20 protein-coding genes and 1 pseudogene are annotated in these 24,211 nt (G+C 66.5%); 10 read left to right on the top strand and 11 right to left on the bottom strand.

The window, feature by feature from the left end; all coding sequences use genetic code 11:
• Positions 1 to 21: 21 nt before the first annotated feature.
• The 3 genes from VSR71_RS02295 to VSR71_RS02285 form a co-directional block, all read right to left on the bottom strand.
• Positions 22 to 786 carry a slipin family protein gene (locus tag VSR71_RS02295; protein ID WP_342912317.1) on the bottom strand — a complete coding sequence of 255 codons (765 nt, stop codon included), beginning with the start codon at positions 784 to 786 and terminating at the stop codon, positions 22 to 24.
• 2 nt (positions 787 to 788) lie between these two features.
• Positions 789 to 2,258, bottom strand: coding sequence for a nodulation protein NfeD (locus tag VSR71_RS02290; RefSeq protein WP_342912316.1), 1,470 nt, complete (start codon positions 2,256 to 2,258; stop codon positions 789 to 791).
• Positions 2,259 to 2,363: 105 nt separating this feature from the next.
• The gene (locus VSR71_RS02285) at positions 2,364 to 3,263 is read right to left on the bottom strand and encodes a LysR family transcriptional regulator (RefSeq protein ID WP_342912315.1); all 900 of its coding nucleotides are present in this window, start codon (positions 3,261 to 3,263) and stop codon (positions 2,364 to 2,366) included.
• Positions 3,264 to 3,404: 141 nt separating this feature from the next.
• Here VSR71_RS02285 and VSR71_RS02280 point away from each other — a divergent pair, with 141 nt between their 5' ends.
• The 6 genes from VSR71_RS02280 to VSR71_RS02255 all read left to right on the top strand — a co-directional run bounded on the left by VSR71_RS02280 (position 3,405) and on the right by VSR71_RS02255 (position 7,820).
• Positions 3,405 to 4,676, top strand: a complete 1,272-nt coding sequence (locus VSR71_RS02280) for a YbfB/YjiJ family MFS transporter (protein WP_342912314.1) — start codon at positions 3,405 to 3,407, stop codon at positions 4,674 to 4,676.
• A 139-nt stretch (positions 4,677 to 4,815) separates the two neighbouring features.
• Positions 4,816 to 5,592: a class II aldolase/adducin family protein gene (locus tag VSR71_RS02275; protein ID WP_342912313.1), complete on the top strand. Its 777-nt coding sequence runs from the start codon at positions 4,816 to 4,818 to the stop codon at positions 5,590 to 5,592.
• Positions 5,593 to 5,646: 54 nt separating this feature from the next.
• Positions 5,647 to 5,835, top strand: a complete 189-nt coding sequence (locus tag VSR71_RS02270) for a 4-oxalocrotonate tautomerase (protein WP_342912312.1) — start codon at positions 5,647 to 5,649, stop codon at positions 5,833 to 5,835.
• 51 nt (positions 5,836 to 5,886) lie between these two features.
• Positions 5,887 to 6,918, top strand: coding sequence for a low specificity L-threonine aldolase (locus tag VSR71_RS02265; protein ID WP_342912311.1), 1,032 nt, complete (start codon positions 5,887 to 5,889; stop codon positions 6,916 to 6,918).
• A gap of 61 nt (positions 6,919 to 6,979) precedes the next feature.
• The gene (locus tag VSR71_RS02260; protein ID WP_209759834.1) at positions 6,980 to 7,564 is read left to right on the top strand and encodes an NUDIX domain-containing protein; all 585 of its coding nucleotides are present in this window, start codon (positions 6,980 to 6,982) and stop codon (positions 7,562 to 7,564) included.
• Between the two features lie 28 nt (positions 7,565 to 7,592).
• The gene (locus tag VSR71_RS02255; protein ID WP_029045528.1) at positions 7,593 to 7,820 is read left to right on the top strand and encodes a sulfurtransferase TusA family protein; all 228 of its coding nucleotides are present in this window, start codon (positions 7,593 to 7,595) and stop codon (positions 7,818 to 7,820) included.
• Positions 7,821 to 7,886: 66 nt separating this feature from the next.
• Here the strand turns inward: VSR71_RS02255 and galU are convergent, their stop codons facing one another.
• Positions 7,887 to 8,777: a UTP--glucose-1-phosphate uridylyltransferase GalU gene (galU, locus tag VSR71_RS02250; protein ID WP_342912310.1), complete on the bottom strand. Its 891-nt coding sequence runs from the start codon at positions 8,775 to 8,777 to the stop codon at positions 7,887 to 7,889.
• A gap of 122 nt (positions 8,778 to 8,899) precedes the next feature.
• The gene (locus VSR71_RS02245; RefSeq protein WP_342912309.1) at positions 8,900 to 11,767 is read right to left on the bottom strand and encodes a valine--tRNA ligase; all 2,868 of its coding nucleotides are present in this window, start codon (positions 11,765 to 11,767) and stop codon (positions 8,900 to 8,902) included.
• Positions 11,768 to 12,031: 264 nt separating this feature from the next.
• Between VSR71_RS02245 and VSR71_RS02240 the strand changes: the two genes are divergently transcribed.
• From VSR71_RS02240 to VSR71_RS02230, 3 genes are all read left to right on the top strand, one after another.
• Complete coding sequence (locus VSR71_RS02240; RefSeq protein ID WP_342912308.1) at positions 12,032 to 14,380, top strand: UvrD-helicase domain-containing protein; 2,349 nt, start codon at positions 12,032 to 12,034, stop codon at positions 14,378 to 14,380.
• Positions 14,381 to 14,780: 400 nt separating this feature from the next.
• The gene (locus VSR71_RS02235; RefSeq protein WP_342912307.1) at positions 14,781 to 15,317 is read left to right on the top strand and encodes a PAAR domain-containing protein; all 537 of its coding nucleotides are present in this window, start codon (positions 14,781 to 14,783) and stop codon (positions 15,315 to 15,317) included.
• A 3-nt stretch (positions 15,318 to 15,320) separates the two neighbouring features.
• Positions 15,321 to 16,064 carry a hypothetical protein gene (locus VSR71_RS02230; protein WP_342912306.1) on the top strand — a complete coding sequence of 248 codons (744 nt, stop codon included), beginning with the start codon at positions 15,321 to 15,323 and terminating at the stop codon, positions 16,062 to 16,064.
• A 359-nt stretch (positions 16,065 to 16,423) separates the two neighbouring features.
• On the opposite strand, the pseudogene VSR71_RS02225 reads toward VSR71_RS02230, so the two are convergent.
• From VSR71_RS02225 to sauS, 4 genes and pseudogenes are all read right to left on the bottom strand, one after another.
• Positions 16,424 to 16,609 (bottom strand): annotated as a pseudogene (locus VSR71_RS02225) (BPSS1780 family membrane protein); the annotation flags it as partial.
• Positions 16,610 to 16,732: 123 nt separating this feature from the next.
• Positions 16,733 to 18,025 carry an MFS transporter gene (locus VSR71_RS02220; RefSeq protein WP_342912305.1) on the bottom strand — a complete coding sequence of 431 codons (1,293 nt, stop codon included), beginning with the start codon at positions 18,023 to 18,025 and terminating at the stop codon, positions 16,733 to 16,735.
• Between the two features lie 230 nt (positions 18,026 to 18,255).
• The gene (locus VSR71_RS02215) at positions 18,256 to 19,785 is read right to left on the bottom strand and encodes an acyl--CoA ligase (protein WP_342912304.1); all 1,530 of its coding nucleotides are present in this window, start codon (positions 19,783 to 19,785) and stop codon (positions 18,256 to 18,258) included.
• On the bottom strand, positions 19,782 to 21,227 hold the full coding sequence (gene sauS / locus VSR71_RS02210) for an acylating sulfoacetaldehyde dehydrogenase (protein ID WP_342912303.1): 1,446 nt from the start codon (positions 21,225 to 21,227) through the stop codon (positions 19,782 to 19,784). Before sauS ends, VSR71_RS02215 begins: the two co-directional genes overlap by 4 nt.
• Before the next feature lie 179 nt (positions 21,228 to 21,406).
• Between sauS and VSR71_RS02205 the strand changes: the two genes are divergently transcribed.
• Complete coding sequence (locus VSR71_RS02205; protein ID WP_115661522.1) at positions 21,407 to 22,165, top strand: IclR family transcriptional regulator; 759 nt, start codon at positions 21,407 to 21,409, stop codon at positions 22,163 to 22,165.
• Positions 22,166 to 22,342: 177 nt separating this feature from the next.
• On the opposite strand, the gene VSR71_RS02200 is transcribed toward VSR71_RS02205, so the two are convergent.
• Together VSR71_RS02200 and VSR71_RS02195 are read right to left on the bottom strand one after the other, a co-directional pair.
• Positions 22,343 to 23,140 (bottom strand): BPSS1780 family membrane protein, encoded by a 798-nt coding sequence (locus VSR71_RS02200; protein WP_342912302.1) that lies wholly within the window; start codon positions 23,138 to 23,140, stop codon positions 22,343 to 22,345.
• Between the two features lie 6 nt (positions 23,141 to 23,146).
• Entirely contained in the window at positions 23,147 to 24,139 is a 993-nt protein-coding gene (locus VSR71_RS02195) for a homoserine kinase (protein ID WP_342912301.1), read from the bottom strand.
• Positions 24,140 to 24,211: the final 72 nt, after the last annotated feature.

The raw sequence follows: 24,211 nt of genomic DNA, 5'->3' as shown, positions 1-24,211 counted from the left end.
AGTGGCGCCCCTTCTGCTTTCCTACTTCTCGGTGGTTCCCGTGGTACTCCGCAGCGTCGTCAAAAAATCGATCGGCAACGGAAACACGATCGTCGAACTCTTGTCTCCGGCGATCTGCGTCAGCGTCTGCATATAGCGCAGCTGCATCGCCTGCGGCTGGCGCGCCAGCATCTGCGCCGCTTCCAGCAGCTTCTCGGATGCCTGCAGCTCGCCCTCGGCGTGGATCACCTTGGCGCGCCGCTCGCGCTCGGCTTCGGCCTGCCGCGCGATCGCGCGCACCATGGACTCGTTCAGGTCGACATGCTTGATCTCGACGTTCGAGACCTTGATCCCCCACGCATCGGTCTGCGCATCCAGCACCTTCTGGATATCGAGGTTGAGTTTTTCCCGTTCGGCCAGCATCTCGTCCAGTTCGTGCTTGCCGAGCACCGCACGCAACGTGGTCTGTGCAAGCTGGCTGGTGGCCTCGAGGAAGTTCGCCACCTGGATGATCGCCAGCTCCGGATCGACCACGCGGAAATACACCACCGCGTTCACCTTGACCGACACGTTGTCGTGCGAGATCACGTCCTGCGGCGGCACGTCCATCACCACCGTGCGCAGGTCCACCCGCACCATCTGCTGCACGGCGGGAATGATCAGCACCAGGCCCGGGCCCTTCACCTTCCAGAAGCGCCCAAGCATGAAGACCACGCCGCGCTCGTACTCGCGCAGCACGCGGAACGACGTGATGACGAGCAATGCCAGCAGGAAGATCAAACCGCCGAAGCTGAATCCGAATGCCATGTTCACGCTCCCTTGTCTGGAGTCGATTGAGCAGAAGAGGGCGCGGCGACCACTTCGAGCACCAGTCCGTGCCGCGCAGTTACCACCACCGGCGTGCCGCGCGCCAGCGGACCCGCGCTGCGCACGCGCCAGCGTTCGCCGTGCACCGCTGCCCAGCCTTCCTGGCCGGATGCGCCAGGCACGTCGTCGAGCAGTTCGCCGCGGCTGCCGACCAGCGTGTCGGCGCCGCTGACCACCGGCCGCCTGCGCGAGCGCAGCAGCAGCGCCGACATGCCGAATACGAACACAGCTGACATCGCCGACAGCGCCGCCACCATCGACAGCGGCACGCCGAAGCCCGGCACGTCGGTGTCGATCAGCATCACCGCGCCGAAGGCAAAGGCGATGATGCCGCCGACGCCCAGCGCGCCGAAGGTCGGCAGGAACAGCTCCGCGACCATGCAGCCGATGCCGAGCACCACCAGCGCCAGCCCGGCATAGTTGACCGGCAGCATATGCAGCGCGAACAGCGCCAGCAGCAGGCAGATCGCGCCGACGATGCCGGGCACCACCATGCCGGGCGTGGAGAACTCGAAGATCAGCGCATAGATGCCGATCATCATCAGCATCAGCGCTACGCTGGGCTCGGTGATGACGGCCAGGAAGCGGTTGCGCCAGTCAGGTTCCAGCGTCACCACCGGCGCATCGCGCGTGCGGAGTTCGCTGGCCTTGCCGCCGGCGGTGGCCAGCTTGCGGCCCTCGACCTGGCGCAGCAGCGCCGGCAGGTCCGGCGCGACCACGTCGATCACCTTCTGTGCCAGTGCTTCGTCGGCCGACAGGCTGACGGCTTCGCGCACGGCGCGCTCGGCCCATTCGACATTGCGTCCGCGCAACTGGGCCAGGCCGCGGATATAGGCCGAGGCATCGTGCATCTGCTTGCGGGCCATGGTGTCGGCCGCGGCAGGTTCGCTTGAGGGCGCCGAGGCGGGCGTCGCGCCCGGCAGGGCGTCCGGCTTCTGCGGCCCGCCGATGCCGATCTGCACCGGGCTGGCCGCGCCGAGGTTGGTGCCCGGCGCCATGGCCGCGATGTGGCTGGCGTAGAGGATGTAGGTGCCCGCGCTGGCCGCGCGTGCGCCGCCCGGATAGACGTAGCTGGCCACCGGCACCGGTGATGCCAGGACCGCCTGGATGATTTCGCGCATCGAGGCATCGAGCCCGCCCGGCGTGTCCATCTCCAGCACTACCAGCTGCGCGCCAGCCTCGCGGGCGCGCGCCATGCCGCGCAGGATAAAGCTCGCGCTGGCCGGGCTGACCGCGCCTTTGAGCGGGATCACGTAAACCGGCGCGGTGGCCGTGGCGGCGGGCGCAGGGGCGGAGGCGGGCGCGGCGCGCGCATGCAGGGCGGCAAGGCCGACGGCCAGTGCAGCGCTGCACGCCAGCAACAGGCCGGCCAGCAGCCGAATCGCCCGCATGGGCGCGGTGACAGGTTTCATCGCAAGGGCGGGGCACGCAGGGTGCCGGGGTGGCGCCACTTTCAGTGTAGGCCACCGGGCACATCTTGCATGGCGGCGATGCCGCCGGTGTGTCGGCCCGGCCGCTCAGGCCGCGGCCAGTTCGGTCTCGCCCCGCGGCCCGGGGGGCGCGTGCGCCCGCAGCATATCGACCAGCGCATGCAGCGCGGCGCCGGCCATGGCCGGATGCCAGGCCAGCATGGTGCGCACGCGGCCCGCGCGCCCCAGGCTGTGCTGGCTGATGGCGGGCAGGTCCCGGTACAGGCTGAGCACCGAGCGCGGCACGATCGCGGCGCCGATGCCCGCCGCGGCGCAGGCGACGATGGCATGGTAGGAGCCCAGCTCCAGCACGCGCGGCGGTGGCGCGGCTTCGCCGCCGGCATACCAGGCCTCGACCCGCGCGCGGTAGTTGCAGCCGGGCTCGAACGCCAGCAGCGTCGGCACTTCCAGGTCGGCGGAAGAGCGGATCGGGCGATGGCCCGCACGCGCGATCACCACCAGCTCTTCCTCGAAGGCGGGAATGGCGGCCAGCCCGGACTCGGAAAGCGGCTCGGCGACAAAGGCGCAATCGACCTCGAAGCGCGCCAGCGCATCGAGCGCCTGCCGCGTCGCCAGCGTGACCAGCTCCAGCTGTACTTCCGGCCATGCCTGGTGGTACGCCGCCAGCACATTGGGCAGCCGGCTGGCGGCGGTGCTTTCCATCGAGGCGATGCGCAGGCGGCCGCTGGGACGCGCCGGCAGTACCGCCTGGCGGGCTTCCTCGGTCAACTGCAGGATGCGGCAGGCGTAGTCGAACAGGGTCTGTCCCGCCGGCGTCAGCACCATGCGCCGGCCATCGCGCACGAACAGCTCGACGCCGAGTGACTGCTCCAGCTGGCGGATGCGGGTGGTGACGTTGGACTGCACCCGGTGCAGCCGCTCGGCCGCGCGGGTGATGCCGCCGGCATCGACGACGGCACGGAAGATTTCAAGTGCGGCAAGGTCCATGGCCACCGGCTCCGGGAGCGTGAATCCGACATCCATCTCGACTCAGGATGCATTGCATCTTGATAATTCATTTTTCGGGATGGTTCGTACAGCGTAGCATACAGGGACCGCAATGCAACCGCTGCGCCAACAGCCAGAGCCATGTCCAAGCTCCACAGTCTCGACCCCGACCAGGCCGCCGCCGGCGCCGCCAGCCCGATAGCGGCAGCGCGGGCGCGTCACGCCGGTCCGATGGCGGTGGCGATGGCCGGACTGGTGTCGCTGGCGGTGGTGATGGGAATCGGCCGTTTCGCCTTTACGCCTTTGTTGCCGATGATGCTGCACGACGGCATCGTCGACCTGCATCAGGGCGGCTGGCTGGCGACGGTCAACTACATCGGCTATTTCCTCGGTGCCGCGCTGTGCATGTTTATCCGCCCGGACGCCCTGCGCATGGTGCGCTGGGGGCTGGTGGCGACGGTGCTGCTGACGCTGGGCATGGCGCTGCCGGGCGGCATGCCGGCGTGGTCGCTGTGGCGCTTCGCCGCCGGCGTGGCCAGCGCGGTGGTGCTGGTCTATACCGCCGGCTGGTGCCTGCAGCGGCTGGCCGAGCTCGGCCAGCCGCAACTGGGCGGGCTGATCTTCTGCGGGCCGGGGCTTGGCATCGTTGCCACGGGCCTGGGTGCCTCCGGCATGGTCGGCGCCGGGTGGCATGCCGATCATGGCTGGCTGGCCTTCACCGTCCTGGCCGCGGTGCTTGCGGCTTTGGTATGGCGCACTTTCGTGGCCACGCCGATCGCCGGCGACGCCGGCCATGGACCAGCGCCTGACGCCGCGCCGCCAGCCGGTGCCGCCGCGCGGCTCGACGCCCAGACCTGGACCCTGACGCTGGCCTATGGCCTGGCCGGCTTCGGCTACATCATCACCGCCACCTTCCTGCCTGTGATTGCGCGCGAAGCGCTGCCGGGCACGGTGTGGGCCGACCTGTTCTGGCCGATCTTCGGCGCCAGCGTGGCCGTCGGCGCGGTGCTGGCGACGCGGGTCAGCATGGCGCACGACAGCCGCAAGCTGCTGACGCTCTCCTACGGCATGCAGGCGCTGGGCGTCGCGATCGCGGTGCTGTGGCCGACGGTCGCTGGGTTTGCGCTGAGCAGCCTGCTGGCCGGCCTGCCGTTCACCGCGCTGGTGGCCTTCGCCATGCGCGAGGCCCGGCGCCTTTGGGGGCCGCACGCGCCGCGGCTGATGGGACTGATGACCGCGTCGTACGGCCTTGGCCAGATCGCCGGGCCGCCGCTGGCGACCGCGCTGGTGGCGCGCACGGGCGGCTTCGCCAGCTCGCTGGCATGCGCGGCGGCGTCGCTGCTGGTGGGCGCGCTGGTGTTCGCCTGGATGCGCCGCGCCTGGCCGCTGGCGCCCGCGAGGAGCGGATCATGAAGGTGCGCTACAGTATCGCCTTTGCCGCCTGACGCGCCACGCATCGCGGCTGCCGCGCGTGCGCCGCGGCCCGTGGCGCAGCACAGAAGGCCGGGGCCGACCCCGGCACGCGAGACCGGGCGGCGCAGGAGCGAGCCCCATGTCTTTTGCCTTGCAGCCCGCGCGTGCCGCGGGCGCCTCCCCGCAGCCTGTCTCCGCCGAAGAGCAGCGCGTGCGCGTCGACCTCGCTGCCGCTTACCGGCTGGCCGCGCGCGAGGGCTGGGATGATCTGATCTACACCCATATCTCGGCCACCGTGCCCGGTGAGCCCGACCATTTCCTGATCAACCCGTTCGGCTTTGCCTTCGACGAGATCCGCGCCGGCGACCTGGTCAAGATCAACGGCCGCGGCGAGGTGGTCGGCGAGACGGTGCACCCGGTCAATGTCACCGGCTTCGCGCTGCACGCCGCCGTGCACGCGGCCCGGCCCGACGCGATGTGCGTGATGCACCTGCATAACACCGCCGGCATCGCGGTGTCGGCGCAGGCCGCCGGCCTGCTGCCGCTGTCGCAGCACGCGATGCGCTTCTACGGCCGCATCGCCTATCACGACTACGAGGGTCTGGCTTTCAGCCCGGCCGAAGGCGGGCGGCTGACCGCGTCGTTGGGCGAGCACCCCGCCATGCTGCTGCGCAACCATGGCACGCTGACCGTGGGCCGCACCGTGGCCGAAGCCTACGTGCTGATGGCGACGCTGATCAAGGCCTGCGAGATCCAGATCGCCGCGCAGGCAGGCGGCGCGCTGGTGCAGCCCGACGCCGCCGTCGCGCACAAGGCTTCGGAACAGCTGTTCGACAATGGCGCGGTCGAGGGTGTGATGGAGTGGCCCGCGCTGCTGCGCAAACTCGATAGAATCGATCCTTCCTACCGGGACTGATTTCCACGTCCCGTGGCGGGTTTCCAGAACACCAATCATCACAAGGAGCATTGCATGCCGACTTTCCACGTCGAAATGTTTGAGGGCCGTACCGTCGATCAGAAGCGCAAGTTCGTCGAGGAAGTGACGCGCGTCACCTGCGAGACGCTGGGCTGCTCGGCCTCGGCCGTCGACATCATCATCACCGATGTCAAGCGCGAGAACTGGGCCACCGGCGGCGAACTCTGGGCCGACAAGAAGTAATCCGCCGAGTCCTCCCTCGGCGCCCCTACCTCGCGGTCCAGACTGAACACCATGCAGCACTTCGCCTCCGACAACTACGCCGGCTTCTGCCCGGAATCGCTCAAGTACTTCCTGGAAGCCAACGCCAGCGGCCACGAGCAGGCCTATGGCGACGACAGCTGGACGCAGAAGGTGTGCGACCGCATCCGCGACCTGTTCCAGACCGATTGCGAAGTCTTCTTCGTGTTCAACGGCACGGCGGCCAATTCGCTGGCGCTGTCGGCGCTGTGCCAGTCGTACCACTCGGTGATCTGCCATGAGCTGGCGCATATCGAGACCGACGAGTGCGGCGGCCCGGAGTTCTTTTCCAACGGCTCCAAGCTGCTGACCGCGCCCGGCGAGAACGGCAAGCTCACGCCCGATGCGGTCGAGGCGCTGGTCACGCGCCGCTCCGACATCCACTACCCCAAGCCCAAGGTGGTGTCGCTGACGCAGTCGACCGAGGTCGGCACCGTCTACAGCGTGGAAGAAGTGCGCGCGATCGCGGCCATCGCCAAGCGCCGGCAGCTGCGCGTGCATATGGACGGCGCGCGCTTTGCCAATGCGGTGGCGTCGCTCGGCGTGCATCCGTCCGAGATCACCTGGCGCGCCGGCGTCGACGTGCTGTGCTTCGGCGGCACCAAGAACGGCTTGCCGGTGGGCGAGGCGGTGGTGTTCTTCGACCGCCGCCTGGCCGAGGATTTTGCCTACCGCGTCAAGCAGGCAGGGCAGCTGGCGTCGAAGATGCGGTTTATCTCGGCGCCCTGGCTGGGCCTGCTCGAGAACGATGTCTGGCTGGCCAACGCGCGCCACGCCAACGCGATGGCGCAACTGCTGCAGCAGCGCATTGCCGATATCCCCGGCGTGCGCATCATGTTCCCGACGCAGTCCAACGCCGTCTTCGCCGAGCTGCCGCTGCCGGCGATCGAGGCGCTGCGCGCCCGGGGCTGGCGCTTCTATACCTTCATCGGCGCCGGCGGCTGCCGCTTCATGTGTTCCTGGGATCTGCAGCCGCAGACGGTGGAGGCGCTCGCCGCCGACATGCGCGCGGCGTGTGGCGCCTGAGCGGGTGCCTGAACGCGGCAGCGCGACCATACTGATAACGAGACACCTACAGGAGCCCCAAATGCAATACCGATTCTGCCCGCAGTGCGGCGCGCCGCTCGAGGTGCTGCCGCTGTCCGGGCGCGAACGCCACGCCTGCGTGCAGCATGAATGCGGTTTCGTGCACTGGAACAACCCGCTGCCGGTGCTGGCCGCGGTGGTGGAGTACCAGGACAAGCTGCTGCTGGCGCGCAACGCCGCCTGGCCGCAGCAGATGTTTGCGCTGGTGACGGGGTTCCTGGAGCGCGACGAGCCGCCCGAGCTGGGCGTGGCGCGCGAACTGAAGGAAGAGACCAATCTCGATACCGAGTCGGTCTCGCTGATCGGCGTCTACGAGTTCATGCGCAAGAACGAGCTGATCATCGCCTACCACGTCAAGGCGACCGGCACTGTCCAGCTGTCCGAGGAGCTGGCCGAATACAAACTGGTGGCGCCCGAGGACGTGCGCGTGTGGTCGGCAGGCACCGGCTTTGCCGTGGCCGACTGGCTGGCCGCGCGCGGCTACCCGGTGCGCTTCTTCGACCGGCAGACCGGCGAGGATATTCCGGACCCGCGCCGCCCCCATGACTTCAGCCAGGTCGGGGCTTCGCTACAATACCGCTGGTAACAGCCTCAGAAACCGAAGGAAGAGACGAATGGAGTTTCAGAAAGAAGTGGATGCGCGCGGCCTGAACTGCCCGCTGCCGATCCTGCGCACCAAGAAGGCGCTGGCCGACATGGCCAGCGGCGAAGTGCTGAAAGTGCTGGCGACCGATCCCGGCGCGACGCGCGATTTCCAGGCCTTTGCCAAGCAGACCGGCAACGAGCTGCTGTCGCATTCGGAAGTCGACAAGGTGTTCGTGTTCTACATGCGCCGCCGCTGATCGAACAAGGAACAAAGAAAAAGCCGCTCGAAAGCGGCTTTTTCTTTTGGCGGGCGAGGCGACCGCTCAGCTGTTCGGCCGTGTCAGGTGCTCGCGCGATTCCAGGTAGGCGCTGAATTCGGCGCCGACTTCCGCGTGCTTGAGCGCGAACTCGACCGTCGCCTTCAGGTAGCCGAGCTTGCTGCCGCAGTCATAGCGGCGCCCCTGGTAGCGGTAGGCCAGCACCTGCTCCTGGCCCAGCAGCGACTGGATCGCGTCGGTCAGCTGGAACTCGCCGCCGGCGCCGGGCTTCAGCTCGCGCAGGTGGTCGAAGATGCGCGGCGTCAGGATGTACCGGCCGACCACGCCCAGGTTGGACGGCGCATCTTCCGGGGCAGGCTTTTCCACGATGCCCGAGCACTTGATCACGCCTTCATCCCATTCGCGGCCATCGACCACGCCGTAGGAGCGGCTTTGTTCCGGCGTGATTTCCTCGACGCCCAGCACCGAGCAGTTGTAGTGGTTGTAGGTATCCACCATCTGCTTCATCACCGGCGGGTTGCCGTCGATCAGGTCATCGGCCAGCATGATCGCGAACGGGGTGTCGCCGACCAGCTTGGCCGCGCACAGCACCGCGTGGCCCAGGCCCAGCGCCTCGGGCTGGCGCACGTAGTAGCACTCCACGTTGGCGGGCTTGATCGAGCGCACCACGTCCAGCAGCGCCTGCTTGTTCTTGGCTTCCAGCTCGACTTCCAGCTCGAAGGCCTTGTCGAAATGGTCTTCGATGGCGCGCTTGGAGCGGCCGGTGACGAAAATCATCTCGGTAATGCCGGCGGCCATGGCTTCTTCCACGGCGTACTGGATCAGCGGCTTGTCCACCACCGGCAGCATTTCCTTCGGGCTGGCCTTGGTGGCTGGCAGGAAGCGGGTGCCCAGGCCCGCGACCGGGAAGACGGCCTTGGTGACGCGATTTTCCATATCAGGTGTACCTCTCAGATTCTGGTTCATAACCCTGCCAGCCATTTTCGGCGCCGTCTGTCCGGTTCCGTCCGACGCCGCCGGACGGATACCAGACTGGCAGGGGCGTCATCGGCTGCCGGTCAGGCCGGCAACCGTTGCAGCTGGCCCTGCAGCTTGGCCAGCGTTTGCTCGAAGTCGGCAAGGCGCTGTGTCTCCTGCGCCACCACCGCGGGCGGCGCCTTGGCGACAAAGCTCTCGTTGGACAGCTTGCCGCGGCACTTGCCGATCTCGCCGCCGATGCGCTCGATCTCCTTGGACAGGCGCACACGCTCGGCGGCGACGTCGATCTCGATCTTCAGCAGCAGGTGATTGCCGCCAGCGATGGCTACCGGGGCACCGGCGCCTTCGGCTTGCAGGGCGCTCTCGTCTTCGAAGACGCGCACCTCGGAAAGTTTCGCCAACGCCTGGATATGTGCGCTGGCCGCCTTCAGGAATTCGCTGTCGCCTTCGGCATAGAGCGGGATGCGCTGGGCCGGCGAGATGTTCATCTCGCCACGCAGGTTGCGGCAGGCATCGACCACTTCCTTCAGGCGCGCGACCCATTGCTCGGCGTCTTCGTCGATCTTGGCGACGGCCGGCAGCGGGTAGGACTGCAGCGAGATGGTTTCGCTGCCGTCGCCCTTGGCGCGGCCGGCCAGCGGGGCCACCTTCTGCCACAGCTCTTCGGTGATGAACGGGATGATCGGGTGCGCCAGGCGCAGCACGGTCTCGAGCACGCGCAGCAGCGTGCGGCGGGTGGCGCGCTGCTGGGCTTCGGTGCCGGTCTGGATCTGCACCTTGGCCAGTTCCAGGTACCAGTCGCAGTATTCGTCCCAGACGAACTTGTAGATCGCGTTGGCGATATTGTCGAAGCGGTACTCGGCAAAGCCCTTCTCGACCTCGGCTTCCACGCGCTGCAGCAGCGACACGATCCAGCGGTCTGCCTGCGAGAAGTGCAGGTAACCGTCCGGGCCGCAGTCGTTGTTGCACGGACCCATGCCGCAGTCATGGCCTTCGGTGTTCATCAGCACGAAGCGGGTCGCGTTCCACAGCTTGTTGCAGAAGTTGCGGTAGCCTTCGCAGCGGCCGGTGTCGAAGTTGATGTTGCGGCCCAGCGTCGCCAGCGAGGCGAAGGTAAAGCGCAGCGCGTCGGCGCCGAAGGCCGGAATGCCTTCCGGGAATTCCTTCTTGGTCTTCTTCTCGATCTTGGGCGCGTCCTTGGGGCGGCGCAGGCCGGTGGTGCGCTTCTTCAGCAGCGTGTCGAGGTCGATGCCGTCGATCAGGTCCACCGGGTCGAGCGTGTTGCCCTCGGACTTGCTCATCTTCTTGCCTTCCGAATCACGCACCAGGCCGTGCACGTAGACGGTATGGAAGGGCACCTTGCCGATGAAGTGCTTGGTCATCATGACCATGCGCGCCACCCAGAAGAAGATGATGTCGTAGCCGGTGACCAGCACCGACGACGGCAGGAAGTGATTCATCTCCGGGGTTTCCCCGGGCCAGCCCAGCGAGGAGAAGGGCACCAGCGCCGACGAGAACCAGGTGTCGAGCACGTCTTCCTCGCGGCGCAGCGCGCCGGTGCTGCCGGCGGCCCTGGCCTTGGCGAGCGCTTCCTCTTCGGTGCGACCGACGAAGCAGTTGCCGGCATCGTCGTACCACGCCGGGATCTGGTGGCCCCACCACAGCTGGCGCGAAATACACCAGTCCTGGATATTGCCCAGCCACTGGTTGTAGGTGCTGTTCCAGTTTTCCGGCACCAGCTTGATCTCGCCGCTCTGCACGGCTTCGAGCGCCACCTCGGCGATCGAGCGGCCGGGGTTGAAGGTGCCTTCCGGCGCCGGCTTGCTCATTGCGACGAACCACTGGTCGGTCAGCATCGGCTCGATCGCGCTGCCGGTGCGTTCGCTGCGCGGGGTCATCAGCTTGTGCTTCTTGACCTCGGCCAGCAGGCCTTGCTTGTCGAGGTCGTCGACGATGGCCTTGCGCGCGTCGAAGCGGTCCAGGCCGGCGTACGCGGCCGGCGCGTCGGCGACGATCTTCGCGTCCAGCGTCAGGATCGACAGCTGCGGCAGGTTGTGGCGCTGGCCGACGGCGTAGTCGTTGAAGTCGTGGCCCGGGGTCACCTTGACCACGCCGGTGCCGAACTCGCGGTCGACGTATTCGTCGGCGATCACCGGGATCTGGCGGCCGGTCAGCGGCAGGTGCACCGACTTGCCGATCAGGTGCGCGTAGCGCTCGTCTTCCGGGTGGACCATCACGGCCACGTCGCCCAGCATGGTTTCCGGACGCGTGGTGGCCACGGTCAGGTGGGTCAGGCCGCGCTTGGCGTCAGCTTCGACCAGCGGATAGCGGATATGCCACAGCGAGCCTTCTTCCTCGACGCTGTCGACTTCCAGGTCCGACACGGCGGTGCCCAGCACCGGGTCCCAGTTGACCAGGCGCTTGCCGCGGTAGATCAGGCCCTGCTCGTACAGGCGCACGAACGCTTCGGTCACCGCCTCCGACATCTCCGGCGACATGGTGAAGTATTCGCGGCTCCAGTCGATCGACGCGCCCATGCGCCGCACCTGGCGGGTGATGGTCGAGCCCGATTCTTCCTTCCAGGCCCAAACCTTTTCGGTGAACTTCTCGCGGCCCAGGTCATGGCGCGACACGCCCTCGCCTTCGAGCTGGCGTTCCACCACGATCTGGGTGGCGATGCCGGCGTGGTCGGTGCCCGGCACCCACAGCGTATTGGCGCCCAGCATGCGCGCGTGGCGCGCCAGCCCATCCATGATGGTCTGGTTGAAGGCATGGCCCATGTGCAGCGTGCCGGTCACATTCGGCGGCGGCAGCTGGATCGCGAAGTCCGGGCGGGCAGGGTCGAAGGTCGGCCTGGCAACGCCGCGGCTCTCCCACTCGGGGCCCCATTTCGCCTCGATGGCGGTGGGTTCGAAGCTCTTGGCAAGCGATTGGTCTTGGGCGGTCATGCTGGGATGTCGAGGTTGGCGTCTGGATGCGTCGCAGGGCTCAGCGGGGTGCGGCAGCCTGCGCCTGGCGGCCTTGCGCCAGTGAAACCCCAAATTATACGGGGGCGGGCCGGTCGCTGCCTATTTTGCGGACAGCGGCCCCGGCCGGGAAAGGCTGGCCAGGGCCGGCGCGCGTCCGCATGCGGGGCAGGTTCCGCCCCTCGGATGTGACGGATCGGACAGGGCCCCCCGGTATAATTGGCGCCATTCCACAAGGCCCCTCCGATGTCCGACCTGCTCGCCAACCTCAATGCCGAACAACTTGCCGCCGTCACCCTGCCTGATGAGCCGGCGCTGATCCTGGCTGGCGCGGGCAGCGGCAAGACCCGCGTGCTGACCACGCGCATCGCCTGGCTGCTGCAGAACGGCCGGGTCTCGCCGGCGGGCATCCTGGCGGTGACCTTCACCAACAAGGCCTCGAAGGAAATGCAGACGCGGCTGCAGTCGATGCTGCCGATCAACACCCGCGGCATGTGGATCGGCACCTTCCACGGCCTGTGCAACCGCATGCTGCGCGCGCATTTCCGTGACGCCGGCCTGCCGCAGACCTTCGCCATCCTGGACAGCCAGGACCAGCTTTCGGCACTGAAGCGGCTGCTCAAGTCGCTCAACGTCGACGACGAGAAGTACCCGGCCAAGAACCTGCAGTACTTCATCAACAACGCCAAGGAGCAGGGCCTGCGCCCGGCCGACGTCGAGGCCAACGACGACTTCAACAAGCGCTTCGTCGACCTCTACGCCGCCTACGACATGCAGTGCCAGCGCGAGGGCGTGGTCGATTTTGCCGAACTGCTGCTGCGCTGCTACGAGCTGCTGCGCTACAACGACGCGATCCGCCAGCACTACCAGCACCGCTTCCGCCATGTGCTGGTCGACGAGTTCCAGGACACCAACGTGCTGCAGTACCAGTGGCTCAAGCTGCTGGCCGGCCACGGCACGCAGAACCCGGCCGCGGTCTTTGCCGTTGGTGACGACGACCAGAGCATCTACGCCTTCCGCGGCGCCAATGTCGGCAACATGCGCGACTTCGAGCATGAGTTCCGCGTGCGCCGGCTGATCAAGCTGGAGCAGAACTACCGCTCGCACGGGCATATCCTGGATTCGGCCAACCACCTGATCTCGCACAACGCGCGCCGCCTGGGCAAGAACCTGCGCACCGACGCCGGCCACGGCGAGCCGGTGCGCGTGTACCAGGCCGGCTCCGACGGCCAGGAAGCGGGCTGGATCATCGAGGAGATCCGCGACCAGATCGCGCAGGGCGCCAGCCGCGCCGAGATCGCGATCCTGTACCGCAGCAACGCGCAGTCGCGCGTGATCGAACACGCGCTGTTCTCCGCCGGCATCCCGTACCGCGTTTATGGCGGCCTGCGCTTCTTCGAGCGCGCCGAAATCAAGCACGCGCTGGCGTATATGCAGCTGCTGGAAAACCCGCGCAACGATGCCGCCTTCGGCCGCGTGGTCAACTTCCCGGCGCGCGGCATCGGCGCGCGTTCGCTGGAGGTGCTGCAGGACATGGCGCGCCAGTATGACTGCGCGCTGTCTGAGGCCGTGGCCTACGTGCCCGGCGCGGCCGGCAGCAAGCTCGCCGCGTTCACGCGCCTGATCGACAAGATGCGCGACGACACCCGCCGCATGACGCTGGCCGAGACCGTCGAGTACATGATCAACACCAGCGGCCTGATCACCCACTACCAGGGCGAGAAGGAGGGCCAGGACCGCATCGAGAACTTGCAGGAACTGGTGACCGCCGCGCAGGCCTTCGTCGTGGAGGAAGGCTATGGGCTGGATGCGCTCGCCGCGGTGATTCCCGCGGACCGTGCGCCCGCAATGCCGGTGCTCGCCGACGGCGACCAGTCCCAGCAGGTGCTCGACCCCGAGGCGCTGCCGGTGGTGATGACGCCGCTGGTCGCGTTCCTGACGCATGCCTCGCTGGAGGCTGGCGACAACCAGGCCCAGGCCGGCCAGGACGCGGTGCAGATGATGACGGTGCACGCGGCCAAGGGCCTGGAGTTCGACGTGGTCTTCATCACCGGCCTGGAAGAAGGGCTGTTCCCGCACGAGAACAGCATGATGGACCCCGACGGGCTGGAAGAAGAACGCCGCCTGATGTACGTGGCGATCACGCGCGCGCGCGCGCGCCTGTTCCTGTCGTTCGCGCAAAGCCGCGTGCTGCACGGCCAGACCAAGTACCACGTGCGCTCGCGCTTCTTCGAGGAACTGCCCGAGGAAGCGCTCAAATGGCTGACGCCCGCGGTGCAGAGCTACGGCGGCGTACGCCGCCAGGACCGCGACAACGCCTGGGGCCGCGACTGGTTCCGCAAGCCGGAGGATGTTCCCTACACCGGCACGCGCCCGACCGGCGGCATGGATAAGGGCAACGGCTATGCCGACGCCAAGCGCGAGGCGGGCACCGGCTTGCGCGTGGGCCAGTCGGTGTTCCACAACAAGTTTGGCGAAGGCGTGATCACCGCGCTGGAGGGCGAAGGCAACGACGCCCGCGCCAATATCAAGTTCAAGCGCCACGGCGCCAAGTGGCTGGCGCTGTCGGTGGCGAAGCTGGACGCGATCGACTGAGGCATCGCCGAGGTTGGTGTGAGCCGCTAGTGACAGTCATCTCCGTGCTTTTCGAGAGCTGTACTGTTGCGCAGTTCCTATTCCGTGTGGCGGATCCTATCGTCCCAGTAGCAAAACAATAAATTCGCGAGCCGTATTTCTTCCGATCAGGCTGCAACAAGCGCGGGGCGCTTTCTCGTAAAGGGCCCCACGCTCCTTTTTGTGTCGGTCAGCTCGCTTGTTCATATTGCGGGGTGCTCGGAAGTTTTGGAAGAATCGCCGACGAAATTAGGAACCCTCTGATAACGCATTCGCGCACTATCTGACACTCTCGTTTGCGGCGGAGGATTTGCATCCCTCTGTCACTACCGGTCCCTTGATAAGCGGTCCGGTTCCTTGTGTCGAAACGGGAGACGCTTGCATGGCTGATATGCGCTTTGCGCTGAAAAATGGCGATCACACCAGTACAGGCGGAATACTCATCGGTAGCGGCCGCAGTGTCTTTCACCATGACACGACCATTGGCGTCGAAGGCGACTATGCGACATGCCCGGCATGCAAGGCGGGCGGTACGGTCAAGAACGACTGTTATCCCGCCTTCGACATAGGTGGAAAACAAGTGCTGGTGAGCGGTGCGCGCGTCCATTGCAGATGCCAAAATCGCCCTGTCGTGCTCCACTCGCAAACAGGTTTCACCATTGAGGTCAACCGCAAGGGCTCAGGCGCTCAGCCTGCCGCCTGCAGTTCCGATAGTTCTTTTGGCTATGGCGATTACGACGAGCAATTCATTCTCAGGGATCACGATACATGCGAAATCTTTGCGGCGATGCCGTACACCATTGAATTTAAGGATGGAGCTATGGTGCGCGGCATCACTGATGAGCAAGGAAGGACGCGTCGCTACTACACTATCGAGCCCGAGCCCCTTATCGTCCATCTTGGTCACTTTGAGGAATAGCGCATGGCTCAAAGACCAACCGGAACAAGTAATAGCAACAGCGGAAGTGTTCAGGATTCACTTCACAAGGTGCTTTACACGAAATCAATTGACCAGAGCGGATGGCTTGCGATTCGTGTAGATGAAGGGATTGTCACTGTCCCGGAGTTCGTGAAGGTATCTGGGGTGGGGACGAAGGACCGTCGCTATTATTTCACGGTCCTTGAAGGGCGCTACAAAGGAAAGCTCGCGAGCCTCAAGGGTGAATACAAAGAAAGATGCCTGATTTCATCGACGCGCGGGGCCGGCGCGAAGCTGGTTGCAAAGATCCAGGGCAGAAAATTACTCCACTCCGACAAGAGGGGTGATTCCAGTAACCAACTGCTTGCGGTGCTTTATTTTGATGGTAAAAAAGCCACGATTACTCTGGATTCGGATGTCGACTTCAGGGAATTTGATTCGCAGACGCGACAAGAAATAGGGATTAAACATTCAAAGCCACTACCAAAGGGGACTTATAAAATCCGCGCCCCTGAGGCAGCCGGAAGCGCCAGTGCAACAGCGTTCTACGGTGTAAATTATCATACGGTATGGTTCCTGGTGGAGTATGCACCCACCAATTACAGCAATTTCGTACATGTTGGACATTTGTCGGAGGGCTGTGTGACGATGTACCAGTTGGAGATGTGGGAAAGCCTGTACAAATATTTGATTTCAAATCGACTCGATGCCGAGGGCAAATATGTTGGGGTCATCGCGATTGAGTAGGGCTTTGAGCCTGCTTCTATTAGGGGCAGGGTGCGCCGCGGCTCAAGGCCTACCCAAGACAGTCATCGATGCCGATAGAACCCGCGGTAATGTGCAAGGACTGTATGAGGTGAGGGAGGAGGCGCGTGCCTTTGTAAAGAAATGGAATGCCGAGCACGGTAGCCATTACGTGGTCGCTGATCCGAACGCAAAGACTCTGGTGCCTCGCTGTGCCGTTCCATTGAGATCGGCATGGCTGGACAAGCACCGGGGGCGTGCCGGTGAACATGTGAACGTCATATGCGACAGGTCGGTACACGAGAGTATAGGGAAATGGGATGTACCGGTGCCCGTGTTTAAGGGAACACGTTCCTTGATCGAGTCACCAGGAACGACAGCAACGTCTGCGCTCCGAACGCCCTGAACGCCGCTTTCGGGAAGAACGGGGTCGCCACCAGCAGCATCGCGAACAGCACGGTGTAGGTAAAGAACGCGCCTCGGTTGCGCCTGCATGCGGTCCAACTGAAGAACAGCACCTTGACCGGTGGCACGCCGTGCCAGGCGCTCGCGCTTCTTCGAGCAATTGCCCGAAGAAGCGGTCAAGTGGCTGACGCCGGCGGTGCAGAGTTATGGCGGCGTGCGCCGCCACGAACGCGACAACGCCTGGGGCGGCGACTGGTTCCGCAAGCTCAGGACAGGGCGTGCCGCACTTCGCCGGTCTTGGGCTCGGGACTGTCCACGGTCAGCAAGGGATTGATGAACAGCGACGCCACCGCGCCGACGCCCAGCAACGCCCCGGAGATCATGAACGGCAGGTCATAGCTGCCGGTCCGCTCGATCAGGTAGCCGAACACCACCGGCGACACCATGCCGGCCAGCCCGAAGCCGGTGTTCATCATGCCGCCCGCGGTACCGGCGTACTTGCCGGCAATGTCCAGCGGCAGGCTCCACAGCACGGCATTGGTCAGCTCCAGGAAGAAGAACGACAGCGACAGCAGAATCACGGCGTTGACGGCATCGGCGGTGAAGGTCATCGGCGCGATGAACATCAACGAGCCGGCCAGCCCCACGAACAGGATCGCGCCGCGCGCCAGGCGCAGGTTGCCGGTGCGCCGGTAGATGCGGTCCGACAGCACGCCGCCGAGCGTATCGCCGACCACCCCCGCCATCAGTGGCAGCGCGGTGAACAGCGCCAGCTGCTTCAGGTCGAAACCGCGCGCTTCCTTCAGGTACGACGGCAGCCACGTCAGGTAGACCCACAGCGACCAGCCGTAGCAGAAGTCGACGAAGGTCACCAGCCACATGCGCCGGAACAGCCGCCGCCACGGCGTGGGCGCCTTGGCCGCCTGCTGCGAATCGCCGCGCCGGTAGCCGATCTCCTGCAGTTCTTCCGGGGTGACGCGCTTGTGCTTGTCGGGCGAGTCCTTGAACATCATCGCGTACAGCACGGTCCAGCCCAGGCTCACCACACCCAGCACGACAAAGGCCTCGCGCCATCCCGCCGCGGCGACGATGGCCAGCACGATCGGCGGCGTGATCGCGCCGCCCAGCCGCGCGAAGCTGTGCGTAATGCCCTGCGCGAAGCCGCGTTCCGCCACCGGCATCCAGTAGGTGAAGGCGCGCGTGGCGGTCGGGAACGCGCCGCCTTCGCCGATGCCCAGCACGAAGCGCAGCACCACCAGCATCATCACGCTGCCGGCAAAGCCGGTCAGCACCGTCGCCACGCCCCAGATCAGCGACAGCACGATCAGCACCTTCTTCGGCCCGAATTTGTCGGACATCCAGCCGCCGAGGATCTGCATGGCGGCATAGGGGTAGGCAAAGGCCGAGAACACCAGCCCCAGCTGCGAGGACGTTAGCCCCATCTCTTCGCGGATCAGCGGGGCGGCAACCGAGATGTTGACGCGGTCGATATAGGCGATGAAATACATCAGGCACATAACGCCGAGGATCATGTGCCGGGTCTTGATGCGTTGCTGCATAACCACCTCCTATGCGCGGCGGGCGCGCGTGGTGTTAACGGGGCGGCGGCCGGCGCATGGTCCATTGCCATGCGCTTGCGGCTCGTCAGGGGCGCGCCAGTGGTAAGTCCTGGCCGCGCTGCCCCGTCCTTGAGCAAACAGCTGTGTGTCTCTGTATGTGTCTCCGGAAATCGTGGTGGCGGGTGATTGGGCTCCTTGGCGAGGGTTGGGGGAAGGGAAGAGGCGTCAGGTCAGGCAGGGTCCAGCAGCTTCAGCCGCTGCACCTTGCCGGAGGGCCCGCGCGGCAATTCCGCGATGAAGCGGAATTCCCTCGGCGTCTTGTAGCGGCCCAGCTCGCGCAGGCAGTGCGCGCGCAGCGCCGCGTCGTCGCAGGCCACGGCCTCGCGCCTGACGATGAAGGCGACGATCTCCTGCCCGTAGGCCGGGTCGGGCACGCCCACGGCCGCCGCTTCCAGCACGCCGGGATGGCGCAGCAGCGCTTCGTCGATCTCGCGCGGCGCGATGTTCTCGCCGCCCTTGATGATCAGTTCCTTGGCGCGGCCGGTGATGTAGAAGTAGCCCTCCGCATCGCGGTAGCCGAGGTCGCCGGTGCGCAGCCAGCCGTCGGGCGTGAAGGCCTCGCGCGTGATGTCGGGGGCCTTGTAGTAGCCCGCCATCACGCTCTCGCCCTGCAGCACGATCTCGCCGATCTCGCCGTCGGGCAGTGGTTGCCCGTCGCGCCCGAGCACGCGCGCTTGCATGCCGGAGGGCCGGCCGATGCTGCCGATGCGCCGCTGCTGCGGGTCGAGCGGATTGCTGAACGCCGGTGCCGCGGTCTCGGTCATGCCCATGGTCTCGATCACGCCGATGCCGAAGCGCTGCTCGAACGCGCGATGGTGCTCGGGCGGCAACGCGGCGGAGGCGGAGCGGCAGAAGCGCACGCCGGCCGGCGCACGGCCGTCGGGATCGTTGAGCAGGTAGGCGATGATGGTCGGCACCACGTTGAGCCAGGTGCAGCCATGGCGGGCAATGTCGTGCCAGAACGCGCTGGCCGAGAAGCGCATCGGCATCACCACCGAGCCGCCGTGCACCAGCGGCGCGATTGCGGTCACCACCAGCCCGTTGATGTGGTACAGCGGCAGCGTGGCCAGCACGCGATCCCCCGCGCCGAGCGCATGCTCGCGGCTGACGCTGGCGCCGTTGGCGGCGAGGTTGCGGTGGGTCAGCAGCACGCCCTTGGGGGTGCCCGTGGTGCCGGAGGTGTACATCAGCAGCGCCGGGTGGTGGGGCTGCGGTGGCGGAAGGGGAGCTGCGCCGGGCTCCATTTCCGGCAGCGCGGGCAACACGCTGCCGTCCGGCGCGGTGACCACCACTGGCACCTCGACGCCGGCTTCGGCCAGCGCCGTGCGGATCGCGGCTTCACCTTCGGGCGAGGTGAAAACGAGCCGCGTGTCGGAGTGCCCGAGGATGTAGCGCAGTTGCGCGGGCTGGCACAGCAGGTTGATCGGATTGGCCACCAGACCGCACGCCATGGTGCCAAGCAGCAGCCGCGCGGTCTGCTCGCCGTTGGGCAGGTACACCGACACCGTCTGTCCACTGACGAGGCCGGCCTCGGCGTAGCGGCGGCCGAGCGCATCGGCGTCGGCAGCCAGGGTGCCGAAGCTGAGCGCGCGGCCGCTGTCGGGAGACAGCAGGTAGGGTTTGTCGGGGGCTTGCGCGGCACGGGCGGCCAGCAGTGTGGCCACGGTGTCGAGCACTTCGGGGCGGATGCGCGCGTTCATTGGCCGACCCTCGCGAAATAGTCGCCCAGCAGCTCGCGCTCGTCGGGCACGCGCTCGGCGATCGGTTCTGCGATGCGGGTGATGTTGAGGTACTGCCGCCAGCCGAGGTTGTCCGAGAAGTTGTTGCCGCCCCAGGTGCCGCAGCCCATCGACAGCGAGAAGGGCAGGCCGTTGTCGAAATTGCCGCCTGTGGCGAAGCAATGCGCCTGGTTCACGATCACGCGCGCCACCGGCAGTTCCTGCCCGAGTTGCAGCGCCTGCTGCGGATCGGCCGTATGCAGCCCGACCGAGTGGCCTGCGCCCATGTAGTCGTATAGGCTCGCCACGCGCGCCACTGCGGCGTTGAAATCGGCGGCGCGATAGAGCGTGAGCACCGGCGAGAGCTTTTCGCCGGAGAAGGGATAGTTGCTGCCGACGCCGGTCTCCGGCACCAGCAGCATGGTCGGCTGCAGCGCACGCACGCGCGCCAGGCCCGCCAACTCGGCCATGCGCAGCGCGCTCTGGCCGGTCATGTCGCCGGCGAGCTTGCCATGCCGCCACATCAGCGCCTGCAGCCGGGCCTTTTCCTCCGCGGTGAGCAGCACGCCGCCGACGGCGGCAAGCGCTTCGAGCATGGGCTGGTAGACCGCGTCGTGGATCACCAGGCTGTTCTCCGACGAGCAGCTGGTGGCGTTGTCGAAGGTCTTGGAGCGGACGATCTTTGCCGCCGCATCGGCCAGCGCCGCGCTGCCATCGACGATGGCGGCAACGTTGCCGGCCCCGACGCCGAACGCGGGCGTGCCGCAGGTGTAGGCCATGCGCACGTTCGCCTGCGAGCCGGTGGCAACCACCAGGTCGGCCTGGCGCATCAGTTCGGCGGTGGATGCCTTCGACACCGGTGCGGGCAGCATCTGCACCAGGTCGGCAGGCAGGCCGGCGCGCGCGAACTCGGCGTGGATGAACGACAGCAGCAGCTCGCACGTGCCCTGTCCCTTGGGCGAGGGCGCGACCACCACGCTGTTGCCGCACTTGAGCGCATTGATGATCTTGTTGGCCGGCGTCGCCCCGGGGTTGGTCGACGGCGTGATCGCAGCGACCACGCCGACTGGCCGCGCGATCTCGGTGATGCCGGTGGCCGTGTCACGTGCGATCACGCCGACGGTCTTGCGTCCGTGCAGGTCGCGCAGCAGGCCCAGTGTCTTGCGATGGTTCTTGCGGATCTTGTCGTCGACGTTGCCGAGGCCGGTGTCGGCCACGGCACGCTCGGCCAGCTGACGGTTGCGCGCTGGCTCCATGATGGCCCACGCGGCGGCGGCCGCGGCGGTGTCGACGGTGGCCTGGCCGGCACACGCGAACGCGCGCTGCGCCTGCCGGGCGCGTGCCACGATCGCATCGAGCTGGTCTTCCAGCACGGGCACATCGGTGGGGTGGGACTGCTGGCGCTGCAGTATCTGCACACTCATGGATTCGGCTCCGGGGTTGGATCGGGTAGGTCCGCCGCGGCGGCCCCGGATCGAATCTAGTGAACCCAGACAGGCATGCCGTCCCAATTTGTGCGCTTTCGCGAGCACGACTGCGGGCTGCAACCGGTAATGCAGATTTCGGGACGCCAGGGTGTCCCGGAATCCGCTAAATTGCATCCATGAGCAATCACTCGAACGCCGCTGCGGTGCGCGCCTTCCGCATCCTGGAGATCCTGTCCGCAGCCGACGGGCCCATGCCGCTGTCGGCCATCGTGCAGGAGATCGGCTTACCCAAGCAGACCGTCCACCGCATCCTCAAGCAGCTGGAAAGCACCTGGCTGGTATCGCGCACGGCGGGCAGCCCCGGCTATGAATGTTCGTCACGCGTGCGCCAGCTCGCGGTCAACGTGCTGATGCAGGCGGGGCCGGCGGCGGCACGGCACGCGATCCTGCAGCAGCTGGTCGACAAGGTTGGCGAGACCTGCAACCTGACCATGTTGTCTGGCGACGACGTGGTTTATCTGGACCGAGTCGAAACGCAATGGCCGCTGCGCATGCACCTGCAGCCGGGCTCGCGCGTGCCGCTGCACTGCACCGCGAGCGGCAAGCTGTTGCTGGCATTCCTGCCATGCGCGCAGCGCGAGCGTCTGGTGGCCAATCTGCCGCTGCGCGCGCATTCGGCTCGTACCATCACCGACGCTGCCGCACTGCACGCGGAGCTGGCAGAGACGCGGCGGCGGCGCCTGGGCATCAACAACCAGGAAAACCTTGAGGGGATGATTGCGGTGGCGGTGCCGGTGATGCGCAACCGCAGCCGCGCGTGCGCGGCGATCGCGGTGCAGGCGCCGCTGGCGCGTATGACGATGGACCGGCTGATGGGATTCGTGCCCGACCTGCGGATGGCGGCGGACGCGATGGTGAAGACGTTTGGGGAGTAATTGTGTGCGTGTTTGCCGCCGGTATGCTGCCCTCTCCCGCTTGCGGGAGAGGGGCCGGGGGTGAGGGCGGGCGCCGGCAATTTCGACAGCTTGCACTTCGTCGATACACCGGCCCTCACCCCAACCCTCTCCCGCAAGCGGGAGAGGGAGCAAACCATCAGCGCTGAAAATGCGGACTTAAACCACCGGCGCGGCCGGCTCCACCCCCGGCGGCGTCACGTTGAAACACCCGCGGTACGTCGCATAGAACGAGCAATACAGGATCGCCAGCATCAGCAGCGAATACGGCGTCACCAGGAACGACAGCACCGTCTCCGCCCCGAACGCGCTGAACACCGCTTCCAGGAAGAACGGGATCGCCACCAGCAGCATCGCGAACAGCACGATGTAGGTAAAGAACGCGCCACGGTTACGCCAGCACGCGGTCCAGCTGAAGAACAGCGCCTTGACCGGCGGCACGCCGTGCCAGGCCGCCAGCAGCGGCGCGAACCAGAACATCATCGCGATCGGCGTGTACAGCAGGGCGCCGATCATCATCGCGTAGTACAGCTGCCGCACCGCTTCGGCCGAGGGTGCTTCTTCCTTCAGCACGATCGGCACCAGCGCGCTCATGTCGACCACGGCGCCGGCGATCAGCCCCAGCATGAACACCAGCCCGGCGTAGATGCCGCCCAGCACCAGCAGGTTGCGCGTGGCTTCCTTGCCGTTGGCGCGAAAGCCCGCCAGCAGCACGGTGGGCAGTACGCGCTTGTTCTGGATCACATCGCGGCATGCGGTCATCACGCCGACCGACAGGCCCGGCGTGACCACCAGCAGCGCGATGATGCCGATCAGCGGCACCACGATGGCCAGCTGCGCGGCGATCAGGTAGACGAACAGCAGCATCAGGAAAGTCAGCGGATTCTTGCGGAACAGCCAGATACCCTGGCGGAACCAGACGTAGCCTTCCTTGGCAGGAACTTCCAGTAGTTGCATGACGGATCAGATCCAGGGAAGCGGGCGCGCGGGACTGGCGTCCAGGCGCCGGCGCAGGATGCGTTCGAAATGAGTGGGGTCGTGCGGCTGCAGCATGTCGGCCTCGCGCGGCAGGTAGAAGTCCCACAGCCGCGACACCCAGAAGCGCAGCGCGCCCGCGCGCAGCATGTCCTGCCAGTGCGCGGCCTCGGTGTCGGTCAGCGGCCTGACCGCATGATAAGCCCGCAGCATCGCCTGCGCCCGCGCGTGGTCGAGTTCGCCGCTGGCCAGGTCGATGCACCAGTCGTTGACGGTGACCGCCAGGTCGAACAGCCACTTGTCGTTGCCGGCAAAATAGAAGTCGAAGAAACCGCCGAGGCGGTGGCGTCCGCTGCTGTCTTCCTCGAACAGCACGTTGTCGCGGAACAGGTCGCAATGGCACGGGCCTTCGCCCAGGCTGGCGTAGTCGGCGCTGGCGAAGAACGCCGCCTGGTGCGCGATTTCCTGTTGCAGCAGGCTGCGCTGGCCGGCGTCGAGGAAAGGCAGGATCTCGGGCTCGGTCTGCCGCCACCAGGCCAGGCTGCGCAGGTTGGGCTGGCGGCGCGGGTAGTCCTGGCCGGCCAGGTGCATGCGCGCCAGCATGTCGCCGACTTCGGCACAGTGCTGCGCGTCCGGCGCCAGCTGCGAGGCCCCGGGCAGGCGGGTGACGATGGTGGCGGGCTTGCCCTTGAGCGGGCGCAGGATCTCGCCGTCGCGCGCCGGGATCGGCGCCGGCACGCGGATGCCGCGCTCGGCCAGGTGCGCCATCAGGTGCAGGTAGTAAGGCAGCTGCGCGAACGACAGCCGCTCGAAGATGGTCAGCACGTACTGGCGTGCCTGGCCATCCTGCTCCATGGTAAGGAAGAAATTGCTGTTCTCGATGCCCGAGGCGATGCCGCGCAGTTCGCGCACTTCGCCAAGGTCGAAATCATGCAGCCAGCTGGCGATCTCGTCCTGCGAGACCGTGGTGAATACGGCCATACTCGTTGTGTGAAGCGAATCGGAAAGCGGCGGCAAAACAAAGGCCGCCGCCGCGGCATGACTGCCGGAGGG

The sequence above is a fragment of the Cupriavidus oxalaticus genome (genome assembly GCF_038900635.1).
Lineage (GTDB): Bacteria > Pseudomonadota > Gammaproteobacteria > Burkholderiales > Burkholderiaceae > Cupriavidus > Cupriavidus oxalaticus_B.
Note: the sequence above shows the minus strand (reverse complement) of the source record. Positions and strands in the feature narration are given on the sequence as shown.

Excerpts from the sequence above, each read along its gene's own strand:
- VSR71_RS02295 (WP_342912317.1), bottom strand. The coding sequence starts at position 786 with ATGGCATTCGGATTCAGCTTCGGCGGTTTGATCTTCCTGCTGGCATTG.
- VSR71_RS02220 (WP_342912305.1), bottom strand. The coding sequence starts at position 18,025 with ATGCAGCAACGCATCAAGACCCGGCACATGATCCTCGGCGTTATGTGC.
- galU (WP_342912310.1), bottom strand. The coding sequence starts at position 8,777 with ATGGAAAATCGCGTCACCAAGGCCGTCTTCCCGGTCGCGGGCCTGGGC.
- VSR71_RS02270 (WP_342912312.1), top strand. The coding sequence starts at position 5,647 with ATGCCGACTTTCCACGTCGAAATGTTTGAGGGCCGTACCGTCGATCAG.
- VSR71_RS02260 (WP_209759834.1), top strand. The coding sequence starts at position 6,980 with ATGCAATACCGATTCTGCCCGCAGTGCGGCGCGCCGCTCGAGGTGCTG.
- VSR71_RS02200 (WP_342912302.1), bottom strand. The coding sequence starts at position 23,140 with ATGCAACTACTGGAAGTTCCTGCCAAGGAAGGCTACGTCTGGTTCCGC.
- VSR71_RS02290 (WP_342912316.1), bottom strand. The coding sequence starts at position 2,258 with ATGAAACCTGTCACCGCGCCCATGCGGGCGATTCGGCTGCTGGCCGGC.
- VSR71_RS02285 (WP_342912315.1), bottom strand. The coding sequence starts at position 3,263 with ATGGACCTTGCCGCACTTGAAATCTTCCGTGCCGTCGTCGATGCCGGC.
- VSR71_RS02280 (WP_342912314.1), top strand. The coding sequence starts at position 3,405 with ATGTCCAAGCTCCACAGTCTCGACCCCGACCAGGCCGCCGCCGGCGCC.
- VSR71_RS02230 (WP_342912306.1), top strand. The coding sequence starts at position 15,321 with ATGGCTCAAAGACCAACCGGAACAAGTAATAGCAACAGCGGAAGTGTT.
- VSR71_RS02215 (WP_342912304.1), bottom strand. The coding sequence starts at position 19,785 with ATGAACGCGCGCATCCGCCCCGAAGTGCTCGACACCGTGGCCACACTG.
- VSR71_RS02275 (WP_342912313.1), top strand. The coding sequence starts at position 4,816 with ATGTCTTTTGCCTTGCAGCCCGCGCGTGCCGCGGGCGCCTCCCCGCAG.
- VSR71_RS02265 (WP_342912311.1), top strand. The coding sequence starts at position 5,887 with ATGCAGCACTTCGCCTCCGACAACTACGCCGGCTTCTGCCCGGAATCG.
- VSR71_RS02255 (WP_029045528.1), top strand. The coding sequence starts at position 7,593 with ATGGAGTTTCAGAAAGAAGTGGATGCGCGCGGCCTGAACTGCCCGCTG.
- VSR71_RS02235 (WP_342912307.1), top strand. The coding sequence starts at position 14,781 with ATGGCTGATATGCGCTTTGCGCTGAAAAATGGCGATCACACCAGTACA.
- VSR71_RS02245 (WP_342912309.1), bottom strand. The coding sequence starts at position 11,767 with ATGACCGCCCAAGACCAATCGCTTGCCAAGAGCTTCGAACCCACCGCC.
- VSR71_RS02205 (WP_115661522.1), top strand. The coding sequence starts at position 21,407 with ATGAGCAATCACTCGAACGCCGCTGCGGTGCGCGCCTTCCGCATCCTG.
- VSR71_RS02240 (WP_342912308.1), top strand. The coding sequence starts at position 12,032 with ATGTCCGACCTGCTCGCCAACCTCAATGCCGAACAACTTGCCGCCGTC.
- VSR71_RS02195 (WP_342912301.1), bottom strand. The coding sequence starts at position 24,139 with ATGGCCGTATTCACCACGGTCTCGCAGGACGAGATCGCCAGCTGGCTG.
- sauS (WP_342912303.1), bottom strand. The coding sequence starts at position 21,227 with ATGAGTGTGCAGATACTGCAGCGCCAGCAGTCCCACCCCACCGATGTG.